The 13,241-nt window shown below is 60.2% G+C and carries 9 protein-coding genes; 3 read left to right on the top strand and 6 right to left on the bottom strand.

The genetic code is table 11. The features are described 5' to 3' along the window. Nucleotides 1–2: 2 nt before the first annotated feature. Entirely contained in the window at nt 3–956 is a 954-nt protein-coding gene (locus WJU23_RS13315; protein ID WP_346333075.1) for a PmoA family protein, read from the bottom strand. Nucleotides 957–1,126: 170 nt separating this feature from the next. Further along, on the bottom strand, nt 1,127–4,399 hold the full coding sequence (carB, locus tag WJU23_RS13310) for a carbamoyl-phosphate synthase large subunit (RefSeq protein WP_346333074.1): 3,273 nt from the start codon (nt 4,397–4,399) through the stop codon (nt 1,127–1,129). 235 nt (nt 4,400–4,634) lie between these two features. On the opposite strand from carB, the gene WJU23_RS13305 reads away from it, so the two are divergent. Then, the gene (locus WJU23_RS13305) at nt 4,635–5,174 is read left to right on the top strand and encodes a Uma2 family endonuclease (protein ID WP_346333073.1); all 540 of its coding nucleotides are present in this window, start codon (nt 4,635–4,637) and stop codon (nt 5,172–5,174) included. Nucleotides 5,175–5,258: 84 nt separating this feature from the next. On the opposite strand, the gene WJU23_RS13300 is transcribed toward WJU23_RS13305, so the two are convergent. Continuing rightward, nucleotides 5,259–6,095 carry a hypothetical protein gene (locus tag WJU23_RS13300; RefSeq protein ID WP_346333072.1) on the bottom strand — a complete coding sequence of 279 codons (837 nt, stop codon included), beginning with the start codon at nt 6,093–6,095 and terminating at the stop codon, nt 5,259–5,261. A 116-nt stretch (nt 6,096–6,211) separates the two neighbouring features. Between WJU23_RS13300 and WJU23_RS13295 the strand changes: the two genes are divergently transcribed. Further along, nucleotides 6,212–7,099, top strand: coding sequence for a DMT family transporter (locus tag WJU23_RS13295; RefSeq protein WP_346333071.1), 888 nt, complete (start codon nt 6,212–6,214; stop codon nt 7,097–7,099). Between the two features lie 108 nt (nt 7,100–7,207). Here WJU23_RS13295 and araD read toward each other — a convergent pair whose 3' ends face one another. Beyond that, entirely contained in the window at nt 7,208–8,983 is a 1,776-nt protein-coding gene (araD, locus tag WJU23_RS13290) for an L-arabinonate dehydratase (protein ID WP_346333070.1), read from the bottom strand. Between the two features lie 254 nt (nt 8,984–9,237). On the opposite strand from araD, the gene WJU23_RS13285 reads away from it, so the two are divergent. After that, a complete protein-coding gene (locus WJU23_RS13285) occupies nt 9,238–9,777 on the top strand; it encodes a hypothetical protein (protein WP_346333069.1) in 540 nt (179 codons plus the stop codon). A gap of 24 nt (nt 9,778–9,801) precedes the next feature. Here WJU23_RS13285 and WJU23_RS13280 read toward each other — a convergent pair whose 3' ends face one another. Beyond that, nucleotides 9,802–10,974 (bottom strand): GTP-binding protein, encoded by a 1,173-nt coding sequence (locus WJU23_RS13280; protein ID WP_346333068.1) that lies wholly within the window; start codon nt 10,972–10,974, stop codon nt 9,802–9,804. A gap of 55 nt (nt 10,975–11,029) precedes the next feature. Then, nucleotides 11,030–13,135: an acetylxylan esterase gene (locus WJU23_RS13275; protein WP_346333067.1), complete on the bottom strand. Its 2,106-nt coding sequence runs from the start codon at nt 13,133–13,135 to the stop codon at nt 11,030–11,032. Nucleotides 13,136–13,241 lie beyond the last annotated feature (106 nt).

The following is a 13,241-nucleotide window of genomic DNA, read 5'->3' as shown; positions in this document are numbered from 1 at the left end:
TTCTACTCCTCACCGGCAAAAGTACGCTGAAGGGCGTTCAGCTTCGCTGCATCCGGCTCGCCGTCTTCGGCGATGATGCGGTAGCGGGAAACCCAGGTTTTGCCGGGATCGATTTGAAACGGTTCCTCCACGGTGGGGATGAAGCAGAAATAGGGCATCGCGGAATGCAGGCGCACATGCTGGGGATGCCGGAAATTGGTGGGATGCGGGATCAGGGTGATCGAGACAGGCGCTGCATCCACGGGGCCGCTCATGCACACCCAGAGGGGGCGGCTGTGATTGCCATTGGCCTGGGTCAGGCCCTCGCTGGTGAGGATCGCGCATGGGGCGACGAACTCGTCTTTCAACGCGCCTTTTCCTGCGGAGATTTGCGCGTCCGGGAACCACTGGCGTGAGCCGCGGACCGCCATGCCGCCGTAGTGGAACTTGTCCAACGTGAGGGGTGAGTCCGCCACGCAGCGCTGCTCCGAAGTGAAGTCAATGTGACCCGTCTCCGCGTGGACTTTCACCGTCCATATCTCGCGCAAAATCGTCCGGTCACCGTTGACATGGGCCAGCTCGATACGGAAGCCGGCCAGCGACTCTTCATTGATCACTTCCAGCACTTTTTCATGGCGTATCTTGGCGGCGCCGGGTTCCCAGAAGTTCAGCGTCTCGCCTTCAAAAGTCGCCTTCTTCCAGGCAAAGAACAGCCCATGCTGATGCGCATGATGCGGCACCGGGTAGCCATCCGTGATGACCCGGCCCGACGGTGTGGAAATGGGATGAATGAACCCGCTGCGCCCATACTCCTGCCCCACACCCTCTGGAACCTGGATGGTCTTCTGGTAACTCAGCACCTGCCGTCCATCACGCGTGATGACTAGCTGATCCGCGCTCTCCACACAAGCGACTCCGGCCAGTGCGGGGATCGAGGTGAACAGGAAGACCGCAGCGAGGAGGAAGAGCGTTTTCATCGGCGTTTAAGGAAACCCACTTCAACGCCGGCCGCACGGTGGACTTGCGCAGGGTTGTGAAGGCTGTGAGAGGAGCGCGGAGACTCCTCTCCGGAATCGAAAAACTAGGCAGCGAAGCCGCGATGAAAGAGGCGGGCAAGAGTGCCCACGCTCCTCTCGCACCGCTTGGACTACTGATGATACTCCTGCAACGCCTTCACCTGAACCTCACTCCCCTGGAGTGACTTAATCGCCCGCATGGCGGCATCGGCACCGCGCAGCGTCGTCATGATCGGAATGCGGTTTTGCATGGCGGCGGTGCGGATTTTGATTTCGTCTTCGCGGGGGTTTTTGCCGCTGGGGGTGTTGATGACGAGGGCCATGTCCTTGTTCTTCATGAGATCAATGACGTTGGGGCGCTGGCCGCTGGCGAGCTTGGGCAGGATGTTAACGGGAGTGCCGCTTTCGGAAATGACCTGGCCGGTACCGGCGGTGGCGTAGAGGGTGAAGCCGAGGTCGGCGTAGCCTTTGGCGATGCGGGCGACGTTGGGGCGGTCGGTTTCTTTGACGCTGATGAAGACGTTGCCTTTCGTCGGCAGGGTGCCGCCGGCGGCCATCTGGCTTTTGGCAAAGGCGAGGCCCATGTCCATGTCGATGCCCATGACTTCGCCGGTGGATTTCATCTCAGGCCCAAGGGCGATGTCCACGCCCTGGAACTTGCTGAAGGGGAAGACGGCTTCTTTGACGCTGAAGTGCTTCGGACGGATTTCCTCGGTGAAGCCGAGCTCCTTGAGGGTCTTGCCGACCATGATCTTGGCGGCGAGCTTGGGCAGCGGCACGCCGATGGCTTTGCTGACGAAGGGGGCGGTGCGGCTGGCACGCGGGTTGACCTCAATGACATACAGGTCATCGCCTTTGACGGCGAGCTGCATGTTCATGAGGCCGCGCACGCCGAGGGCTTTGGCCAGCTTTTTGGCGGCATCGCTGATGCGGGCCTGCATCTCGGCAGTGAGGCTGAAGGGGGGGATGACGCAGGCGCTGTCGCCGGAGTGGATGCCGGCCTCTTCGATGTGCTCCATGATCGCGCCGATGACGGTGGTCTCGCCATCGCTGATGCAGTCCACATCCACCTCGGTGGCGTCTTCCAGGAAGCGGTCCACCAGCACGGGGCGGTCGGGCGTGGCCTCGACGGCGTTCTTCATGTAGTGGGTCAGCTCGGCATCGCTATAGACGATCTGCATGGCGCGGCCGCCGAGCACGAAGCTGGGGCGCACGAGGCTGGGGTAACCGATGCGGGCGGTGATGGCCAAAGCCTCCTCCAGGGAGGTGGCGGTGCCGCTGGGGGCCTGGTGCAAACCGAGCTCATCCAGGAGCGCGGCGAACATCTTGCGGTCTTCGGCCAGCTCGATGTTTTTCGGGCTGGTGCCGATGATGCGCACGCCGTTTTCTTCCAGGCCTTTGGCGAGGTTCAGCGGCGTCTGACCACCGAACTGGACGATGACACCGAGCACCTTGTCGTTGCGGTTTTCCCGCTCATAGATGTTGAGCACATCTTCCAGGGTCAGCGGCTCAAAGTAGAGCTTGTCGCTGGTGTCGTAGTCGGTGGAAACGGTCTCCGGGTTGGAATTGACCATGATGGTCTCATACCCCAGCTCACGCAGGGCGAAGGAGGCATGCACACAGCAGTAATCGAACTCAATGCCCTGGCCGATGCGGTTCGGCCCGCCACCCAGGATGATGACCTTGGGCTTGTCATTGTCCTGAACTTCGTCTTCGGTGCCGTAGGTGGAGTAATAGTAAGGCGTGTAAGCCTCGAACTCCGCCGCACAGGTGTCCACGAGGCGGTAAGTGGGGAGGACACGGTTTGCTTTCCTCAAACGACGGATGTCGGGTTCGGAAAGATTCATCGCGATTGCGATCTGACGGTCCGAGAAACCAAGCTTTTTGTATTTCCTCCACTGGGCTTGCTCCGCATTTCCATCCTTCATGGAAGCGGCTAGCTTGAATGACTCCTCGGTCAAGGGTTCAGCATGATGAGGAATGAGCTTCTGCTCCTTCACAATCTCCTCAAGCTGCCTCAAGAACCACCGGTCAATCTTCGTCAGCTCAAAGACCTTCTCCACATCCCAACCGATGGCAAAGGCCTGGCCGAGGAAGAAGATGCGCTCGGCATTGGGGACGGTGAGTTTGGTGGTCAGGGTCTCTTCGTCCACTTCCACATCGGCACCGTCGCCGATCAATCCGAAGCGTTTGATTTCCAGGCTGCGCAGGGCCTTCTGCATGGATTCCTTGAAGGTGCGGCCAATGGCCATGGCCTCGCCCACGGACTTCATCTGGGTGGTGAGGGTGGTATCGGCACCGGGGAATTTTTCGAAGGTGAAACGCGGGATCTTGGTGACGACGTAGTCAATGGTCGGCTCAAAGGAGGCCGGGGTCTCGCGGGTGATATCGTTTTTCAGCTCGTCCAGGGTATAACCAACAGCGAGTTTGGCGGCGATCTTGGCAATGGGGTATCCGGTGGCCTTGGAGGCGAGTGCGGAGGAGCGCGACACACGCGGATTCATCTCGATGACGATCATGCGCCCGGTGTCCGGATGCACGGCGAACTGGATGTTCGACCCGCCCGTCTCCACACCGATCTCGCGGATGCAGGCAAAGGAGGCATCGCGCATGATCTGGTATTCGCGATCCGTCAGCGTCTGGATGGGGGCCACGGTGATGCTGTCGCCAGTATGCACGCCCATGGGATCCAGGTTTTCGATGGAGCAGATGATGACGCAGTTGTCCGCCTTGTCCCGCATCACTTCCATTTCGAATTCCTTCCAGCCCAGGAGGGACTCTTCGATGAGCACTTCACTGACGGGGGAGAGATCCAGGCCGCGGGCGGTGATGGTTTCGAATTCTTCCTTGTTATACGCAATGCCGCCGCCGGTGCCCCCCAGGGTATAAGCCGGACGGATGATGAGGGGCATGGTGCCGATCTCCTCAGCAATGACGCGGGCTTCTTCAATGGTGTGGGCCACGCCGGACTGCGGCAGGTCCAGCCCGATGCCGAGCATGGCGTTTTTAAACTTGAGGCGGTCCTCGCCCTTCTCGATGGCATCCGGCTTCGCGCCGATCATGCGCACGCCGTGTTTCTCCAGCACGCCGGAGTGGTGCAGAGACATGGCCGTATTCAGCGCGGTCTGGCCGCCCAGGGTAGGCAGCAGCACGTCCGGCTTTTCCTTGATGATGATCTTCTCCACGATCTCTGGAGTGATCGGCTCAATGTAGGTCCGGAAGGCAAATTCCGGATCGGTCATGATGGTGGCCGGGTTGGAATTAATCAAGACCACCTCGTAGCCCTCCTCGCGCAGGGCCTTGCAGGCCTGGACGCCGGAATAGTCGAACTCACAGCCCTGGCCGATGACGATGGGGCCGGAACCGATGACGAGGATGCGTTTGATGGAGGGATCTTTGGGCATGGAGGGGAAAAATGACGAAATCCGAAGGACGAATGACGAATTTGAGGAAGAAAGCGTGAGTTGGAGGCTTTCAGGGCTGCCACAGGTGGAGGCGGCGGTTCCAGGACCGCTCATCTTTTGCGGCGGCAGCCGGGAAAGCGCGGCATCTTGCACAGAGCAGACGCGCTGTAAAGGGCGGAGGATGAAGATGTGTTGCCGGAAGGCCCGGATTGTGGCATTTTTTGAGCCGGAAGTCATGAGTGCGCTTTTAAACCTCCCCACGATCAAGGACCAGACGGCCTTCAATCTGGACCGTTGGGATGAGCTGGCCCGTGATGAGGACGTGCGCAAACTGCAAGGCCGGGTGGAAACCGACCGCTTCGGGAGGACGATCATGTATCATTATGCGGAATATTCACATGGCGGCAGGCAGTTTGATATCGGCACCTGGCTGGCAAAATTATTGCCTGAAGGAAAGGTGAACGTCGAATGCCCCATCTCCACCTCCGACGGTGTGAAGGTGGCTGATGTGTCCTGGGTATCCAAAAAGCGCCTGCTCAAAATTGGTGGCCGCACCGCCCTGTCCGCCGCACCGGAGATCTGCGTGGAAGTCATTTCCCCTGCGAACACCCGAGGAGAGATCGAGGAAAAGCGACGGCTATACTTCGAAGCTGGAGCCAAGGAAGTCTGGATCTGCGATAAAAAAGGCCGGATGATTTTTTTCCTCAAGGATGCTCCGGCAGTCGCAGTGAAGGTGTCGAAACTCTGCCCGGAGATGCCGAAGATGATTGAGTGATTCAGGGTTCTGCGTACCGCATTTATGTGGGGATTGGTGGCTGAGTGAAGTCAAAGATTCCGCTTAAAAGCGATACTTCGAACGTTAAGATTCCTCTGCCCGCAGCTTCTCAAAAACCACCCGTATCTCCTCCAAACGCCCAATCATCAGCACAGCCTCGTATTCAAAAACCAGTCCCGGTTTGAGCGCGAAGGTGCGAATGGGTGCGCAGTAGGAGCAGTCGCCGACGTTTCCGTTGCGCACGCGGTAGCTGGTCAGTTCCTCGGCATGCGGCACATAGAGCCCCAGGCCGGAATCCTGGGCATCCACCCAGGCGGCCCAGGGTTTTGGCCCCAGGCGGAAGAGCTCATTGGGAAAACCGGGCTGCTTTCGCTGGAGACTGCCGTCCTCTCCCACGAAAACCAGGGTATCCAATACGGATTTCACAAACAGGGCGGGCAGCTCCTGGTGATAGGGCCGGTGCTGTTTCTCGCCTGAATAGGTCATCTTGAACTTGAGCCGGGCCAGTTTTCCCTCCAGGCGCAGCCATTGCTCCATGGACACCTCCTTCAGCAGCTCTCCTGTGGCCCAATGGCGCGGGTGGATTTTGGCGTAGAGCTGGTCCTTTTCCTCGCGGCTTTCCACCACCTGGGCGGGTTCATTGCGCCAGCTTCCGCCCTGCACCGGGTTATACCGCCACGGTTTGCCGTTCCAGTCGCTGCCGTCAGTGTCGCCATAATAGGACTGCTGGAGGTAGCGGCCCACATCGTAGGCATTCAAAAGGTTGTTCTTGGAGCCTGACGAAGAGAACCACCCGATGCAAGCCCCGGCGCTGAGGTTGGCCCCCAAGCGCACCTGACCGTTGTCCAGATAAACCCAGCGCTCCAGATCCTGGGCGATCACGGGCGCGGCCAGCAGACAGAGGGCGATAATCAAACGCATGGCCCATGAAACGGCGGGATGCCCCCCGCGCAAGGACGGACACTCGCGCCTCAATAGTATGAGGACAGGCCTTCTTGGCACCTTGAGCGTAGCGTGCGTCCGTGTTATCACATCCCGTGCCTCCAACTCTCGCCACGCTAGTTTATCCGCTCATTGCCGCGCTTTTTTATGCCTTCGGGGCGTTGGTGCTAAAGCGGTCCAGCGAGCTGGGTGTCGGCCTTTGGCGCACCACTTTTGTGGCCAATTTCATCGTCGCGGGCCTGTTTTCCATCCTTTGGCTCTTTGGCGGCCCGCCGGTGGACCGCGATCTCCTGTGGCAGCCAGGTGTCATCGCCATGTGCCTCTTCGTCGGGCAGATTTGCCAGTTCATTGCCCTGGAAAAGGGGGATGTGTCCGTGGCAGTTCCGGTATTTGGTTTAAAGGTCATCATTGTGGCCTTCCTCACCCCTTTTATCATTGGCGATGCCGTGGGCCTGAAACTCTGGGGCGCAGCGTTTCTGAGCGTCCTGGGTATCGCCTTTCTGAACAAGAAGGACCAGGGAAAAAGACCGCGCGGGCTGGCCATTACCCTCATTGCCGGCGGCACCGGGGCCGTGTGCTTTGCCATCTTTGACGTCCTGGTGCAAAAGTGGGGGCCGCACTGGGGCATGGGGCGGCTTTTGCCCTGCATCTTTTGGATTAATGCGTTGTTTTCCTGTGGCCTCGTCTTCCGTTTTTCAGCCCCTCTCAGCGCCATTCCCCGGCCGGCCTGGGGATGGCTCACGGGCGGCTCCGTCCTGCTGGGCACGCAGAGCATCCTCTTCGTCAGCACCCTTGCCGTCTATGGCAAAGCCACCTCTGCGAACATCGTGTATGCCTCACGCGGCCTGCTCAGCGTCCTTCTCGTCTGGATGGTCGGCCATTGGTTCGCCAATCTCGAGCAGAACCTCGGCCCTTCTGTGCTCCGCTGGCGTCTGGCCGGTGCCCTCCTGATGATGAGCGCCATCGTCCTGGTGATCGTCTGAGGCGAGCCAGATGAAGGTCACGAACAAGATAAGGATGAAGAGCCTGGCTGCCCCCTCTCTTCATCTTAACCTTGTTCAAAACCTTCATCCTCCCCGTCTTCATCACCCTCAATAAATCTCCGGCTCCGGCACCCCTTCCGGATGATGCTGCAGGAAGTCAAAATCCGCTCCCTCGTTCGCCTGGGTCACGTGGTCCACGAACAGCTTCGCATACCCGCGATGATACCGCTGCGGTGCCGGTTTCCATTCCGCCCGCCGTTTCGCCAGCTCCTCGTCACTCACATGCAGGTGCAACTTCCGGTTAGGCACATCCAGCTCGATGAGGTCTCCGTTCTTCACCAGCGCCAGCGGCCCGCCCACGGCGCTTTCCGGAGCAATGTGGAGCGCGCAGGCCCCGTAGCTCGTCCCGCTCATCCGGCAGTCGGACAGCCGCACCATGTCGCGGATGCCCTGCAGGATCAGCTTCTTCGGGATCGGGAGTTGTCCCCATTCCGGCATGCCCGGTGCACCCACCGGCCCCGCATTGCGCAGGATCAAAACCGTGTCCTTCGTCACGTCCAGGTCCAGGTTGTCAATCTGCGCCTTCATCTCCGGATAGCTGTCGAAGACCAGCGCCGGGCCCGTGTGCTGGCACAGCTCCGGTGTCGCCGCCGCATGTTTGATCACCGCTCCGTCCGGGCACAGGTTGCCCCGCAGGATCGCCGTGCCGCCGTCCGGCTGGATCGGGTCCGCAGGCGTGCGGATCACATCCGGCTGATAGATCTCGCAGCCCGCCACATTCTCGCCCAGGGTCTTGCCCGTGATGGTCAGCACATCCATGTGCAGAAGCTCCCTCATCCCGTTCAGCAGGGCCCGCAGACCACCCGCCACGTAAAATTCATCCATCAGATACTTGCCCGCCGGCCGCATGTTCGCCAGCAGCGGGATGCGCCGGCTGATCTCGTCGAACTTCTCCAAGGGCAGCTTGATGCCCAGCCGCCCCGCCATCGCCACCAGGTGGACGATCGCGTTTGTACTGCCCCCCAGCGCCATGTCCACCGCTATGGCATTTTCAAAGGAACGCTCCGTGACGATCTTCGAGGGCCGCAGGTCATTCCACGCATTCTCCACGATCTGCCGCCCCGCTACTGCCGCCAGCCGCACATGCGCCGCATCCACCGCCGGCACGGAAGATGCCCCTGGGATCACCAGTCCCAGCGTCTCCGCCAGCGCCGTCAGGGTAGAGGCCGTTCCCATCGTCATGCAGTGCCCCGGACTGCGGGCGATCCCGTCCTCGATCTCGCACCACTGCTCCCAGCTCAGATTGCCTGCGCGTTTCTCATCCCAATACTTCCACACATCACTGCCGGACCCCAGCGTCTCGCCCCGCCAGTTGCCTTTGATCATCGGTCCGCAGGGCATGTAGATCACCGGGATGTCCATGCTGAAGGCACCCATTAATAGTCCCGGCGTGGACTTGTCACAGCCGCCCAGCAGCACCGCCCCGTCCAGCGGATTCCCTCGCAGTACCTCCTCCGTCTCCATCGCCAGCAGGTTGCGGTGAAACATCGCTGTCGGTTTCGTCAGCATCTCCCCCGCAGACAGCACCGGGATCTCCATCGGATGCCCCCCCGCCTGCAGGATGCCCCGCCGCACCCCGTCCGCCGTCAGCTTCAGGTGCATGTGGCAGGAGTTCTGTTCCGACCAGGTATTCAAAATACCGATCACCGGTTTCCCCACATAATCCTCCGCCCCCCACCCCGACTGCTTCGCCCGCGAGCGATGGCCAAACGACCGCAGTTCATCCCGCCCATACCAGCGCCAAGAGCGCAACTGTTCCGGTGTTTTGCGTTCAGCACAGTGTTCATCACTCTCCGAGTGATGCGGTTTAGAAGGGTGGCTCATAAGGAAAAGAAGAAAGGAAAGGCTAAAACGCCAATCATGCCCAGCCCCACCAAAAATGCCAGGATTCAGCGCACCCCACCCACATCTTTTTGTGTTTTTTCATTTCCCTTCAGGAGGCATTCGGTTTCCGGCAAAGGTGGACGGCCAGTGATCTAAAGTATTTGTTCTCCGTCCAGCGCTTTCATGATTCACACCCTTTCCAAGGCGGATCCAGACTTGCCCCGGGCACGTCGTTGGTTGAAAAAGCACTCTGCATGAGTGACTCTTCCTCCAGCTCTTCCGGCTCCGAAAACAGCGCCCTGCCGCCGCGCCAGGTCCAGGTGCGCCATGCCGCCGGCTTGCCTGAACCGGTTGGCAAATCCATCCAGAATGAGCGTGAGCTGGAGCGTCTTATCCAGGGGGAGGACAAACCGGACCTCAAGCAGATCCAGGCTGTCGTCAGCAAGCTGCAGGTCGTCATTGCCGACTACCTCGACAGCGGCAAACCGCTGAAAATCACCCTCAATCCAATCGAAATCCTCAGTGCCCTGGATGCCGCCATCCAGGAAGCCGCAGGCCATCCCAGCCCGTGGCCGGATGGTGCCGATGCCCGCACCTTTTTCATCCACGGGCTCTATGATGAAATCATCCAGCAGCCCAGCAACATCTTCGAAACCCGGCTCTTCCCCGATGGCAGCGAGCGCTATGTGCCCGTCAGCAAATCCGCCTGGAAAGCCTGCCTGGAGCTGCTGCGCCAGCGCATTGTCGAAAAGGGTTCTGAGCTGGTGAAGAAGCACTCCCCTGGTGCGGAATAACAAAAAGCGTGTCATTGATTGCATTCACGCGACATGCCTCAGCTCCTTCGGCCAGGGGTCCTCAAACGTCCCGCCATTTTCCCACTGGTGGATCTCCTTCTCCGTGCAAAAGCAGTCCTGCAGCTCCCGCACAAATACCTCGCTCTCCTGCATCGTGCCGATGACCGTCAATTCATTCAGACGGTCGCCAAACCGGGGATGCGCCAACTTCACCTGACGGGCCAGCTCCGCCTTTTCTTCGGGATGCAGTTTGCCCAGCGGGTCTTTCACTAGCGCCGCCTTCCAGTAGGCCAGCAGTTCCAGGTCTATGCCGCCCGCCGCCTGGTTCCACAGCAGCACCTGCTCATCCCGGGAGGCCATCCAGACAAACCCTTTGCTGCGGTGAATGCCCAGCCCCAGGCGGGTTTGAAACTGCTGCCAGAGCCGCTGCGGGTGAAAGGGCCTGGCATCGCAGATCACCGTGCTCACGATGTTGTAGCCCGCCGTGTCCCCCAGGCTGTGCAGGTCTTCCTGCCGCCAGGTTGCCGATACGGCGCGTGCACGCTGGAGGTCATAATCCCCCGCTCCCATGAGCTTTTGCGGAGAAATCTGGCCATGCATCACGGCCTGGACCTCCGCGTCGGGATTCAGCAGACGCAGGCATTTGAGCACAAACGACAGGTCATCCTCCTTCACCCGGTCCATCTTCGTCAGCAGGATCATGCTGGCCATCTGGATCTGCTCCGCCAGCAGGTTGGCCGTGCTGCGGATTCCCTTTTCCTCATTGGCGATCAGCAGCTCAAAGAGCCTCTTTCCCGCTCCATAGTCCTCCACAAACGCCCGCACATCCACCAGGGTGGCAAAGGTGCACAACCGGTAGGCCGGGCGTTGGATGATCTCCTCGATCAAGGCCCAGGGGTGCGTGCTGCCGGAGGTTTCGATGATGAGATGTTCCAGCTCCTTGTCCTGCCACGCATCCAGCACCTGGGCAAACGCCTCCCGCCGGTCTCCGCTCATGGAGCCTGAATGCAGGCTGATCAAAGTGCCCGCCGCCTCCGAGACCCGGTGCCCTCCCCGCACCAGATCCCCGTCCACCTCCAGCCCCGCCATGTCATTCACGATGACCCCCACGCGTACGCCGCTCTGTTCCCGCAGCAGCCGCCGCAGAAGTGTCGTTTTGCCCGAACCAAGAAAGCCTGAGAGAATCGTGACCTGCATTCCGAGGAAATGCAGCCCAATTGCATTAAACGCAATTAAATTGCGATAATGAGCTTCATTCCATCATGCCATCTTCTGCGCCCCATGGCTCCAGGTTTTGCAGCTTCTTCCCGGCCAGCGCCGCATAGCAGTCCGGCAGGTCAAAATGCGCCAGCACATTCGGCAGCATCACGGCATACGGCCACTGGTATTCAGGGTTCGTGGCCACTTCATGATAGGAGGACAGCGCATTCTTCAGCGTCACCTGCTTTACATCCACAGTCAGCAGCGCCGCAAAGGCCGCTGGCAGTGCGCCCCAGCCACGTCCGGCCAGATGCACTTCCTCATGCCCCGCCGCACGCAGCGCCTGGATGACCCGCAGGACATCAAAGACCCGCTGGCCTAACAAAGGACGGTTCAACATCAGGCCATGCGCCGCATAAAAATACTGACTGCCATAAGGTCGCAGAAACTGGTTCGATCCGCAGGTGTTCGGCTGGGATTCGCCAATGCCGCGCACATCGCAGGTATAAAAGGCCGCCTCAGGATTCTCCTGAATGAGCGTCTGCACAAGCGCCTCATCCCGCAGCTCTGCATCGGCTGAGCGATGCGAGACATACAGCACCGCCTTCATGGCTGAGCCGGGCATCCGCGATGTCAGAGACTCCTCCTGGATACGCGTCACCAGTGCCTGGACGCCCGGCTCCGTCTCCACCGTATAGACGCAATACGCCTTGGCCGGATACTTTCGCGTCCCTGCACTGCGCAGGATGCCGTAGTCCGGGGCCGTGGCTGGCAGTTCCGGCAACCGAAGTACGTCCTTAACCGCCGCTTTCAAAGCCTCGCCTTTCAATGACTTCCGGGCCTTGGCTAAAGTCTCCGCTTTTTCCTGGGTAAAGGACATCAGCGTGCGGGATTGCAGCTCCACCACCTGCCCCTTGGGTGCGCAATGAAGCACCTCGTCTTTTTCGATGGTCAACGCCGGTTCCGTCTGCGCATCGGAGGCCCCGGTCACCTTGTTGAAAAAGCGGTACATCGCCTCCCGGTTCGACTGCGAATACCCATGCGGATCCGGCCCTATGTGCAGCTGGATGTTCTCCGGCTTGCCTAACAAAGTGTATAACCTCTTGAGCCGTTCATAAGCTTCAGCAGAGCCGCGGGCATCGAAGAAGTCTTTCTCCTGGGCCATGATGATGACCGGCTTGGGGGCCATCGCGGCCAGGAAGTCGGAGTGGTCCAGATCCAGCGCCAGGGCTTGCGGCGGGCACTGCTCCGTATCCGCAGGCAGTTCGTTCTCCACATTGCGGCGGAAGGTGGTGATAAAACAAGACGGAGCGCCCATGGTGAAGCGCGGCTCCAGCCCGCACAGCCAGGTGGTCTGCGTGCCGCCGCCGGAGTTGCCCGTCACGCCCAGATGCGCCGGGTCCACCTCGTCGCGCGTCAGCAGATAATCCAGTGCGCGAATGCCATCCCAGGCAAACCAAGAACCGAGAAACTCCCCCACCAGCGTCTGGTTGTTGCCCATCTGGATGTGTTCGGAAACGCCTCCGCCCAGGCGGGATTTCAGGCTGCCTTCTTTGAGATACTGAAACCGCTCGCCCTGCCCCACGGGATCTATGATGAAACAGATGTGCCCCTGCCGCGCCAGCCCCTGGGCAAAGCTCTGGTAGGCCTCCGCCGCCTTGCCGTTCACCGAATGCCCGCACACCCCGACCGTCGCTGGCATCTTGCCGCTGCGGCCTTTGGGCAGGTACAGGTTCCCTGTCACCAGATACCCTGGACGGCTTTCAAAAACGATGTTCTCAATGCGATAGGCATCCCGCTCCACCGTGCTGGTGATCTTTGCATTCAGCGGCGTCTCTTCCGGCATCGGGCCGAAACTCTGGCGGATGCGCTCCTGTACAGACTTCACATAGGCCTCCGCATCCGCCTTCGTTTTCAGCGCCTCACGCCGGGCATTGCCACGCGTCTCTGTCTCACGCACCTGGTCCACCAGCCATTCCTGCATCATGCGCGGAAAGCGGTTCAGCGGCGGCAGCGCTGCCTCTGCTGTCACCGACTTGGCTGCCTCTGCGGCCATCGTTGTGCCCGTGCTCCATTGGGACAGCACCGGCAGGCTGAGCAGGCTCAGTCCGGTGGTTTGCAAAAATTCGCGGCGGTGTGGGGTCGGGTGGCTGGACATGAGGATGAAAAATACCCCTCCACCCGCCCTTTTCTTTCCCCGCGTATGGATCGGAAACCGATACAAAAAAGACCCGTCGTACCCCTGGCTGGCAGGAATACGACGG

The organism is Prosthecobacter sp. SYSU 5D2 (assembly GCF_039655865.1).
In the GTDB taxonomy this organism is placed as follows: Bacteria; Verrucomicrobiota; Verrucomicrobiia; order Verrucomicrobiales; family Verrucomicrobiaceae; genus Prosthecobacter.
Note: the sequence above shows the minus strand (reverse complement) of the source record. Positions and strands in the feature narration are given on the sequence as shown.

Coding starts and splice junctions, on each gene's coding strand:
- WJU23_RS13315 (WP_346333075.1), bottom strand. CDS start 956: ATGAAAACGCTCTTCCTCCTCGCTGCGGTCTTCCTGTTCACCTCGATC.
- carB (WP_346333074.1), bottom strand. CDS start 4,399: ATGCCCAAAGATCCCTCCATCAAACGCATCCTCGTCATCGGTTCCGGC.
- WJU23_RS13280 (WP_346333068.1), bottom strand. CDS start 10,974: ATGCAGGTCACGATTCTCTCAGGCTTTCTTGGTTCGGGCAAAACGACA.
- WJU23_RS13275 (WP_346333067.1), bottom strand. CDS start 13,135: ATGTCCAGCCACCCGACCCCACACCGCCGCGAATTTTTGCAAACCACC.
- araD (WP_346333070.1), bottom strand. CDS start 8,983: ATGAGCCACCCTTCTAAACCGCATCACTCGGAGAGTGATGAACACTGT.
- WJU23_RS13300 (WP_346333072.1), bottom strand. CDS start 6,095: ATGCGTTTGATTATCGCCCTCTGTCTGCTGGCCGCGCCCGTGATCGCC.
- WJU23_RS13305 (WP_346333073.1), top strand. CDS start 4,635: ATGAGTGCGCTTTTAAACCTCCCCACGATCAAGGACCAGACGGCCTTC.
- WJU23_RS13285 (WP_346333069.1), top strand. CDS start 9,238: ATGAGTGACTCTTCCTCCAGCTCTTCCGGCTCCGAAAACAGCGCCCTG.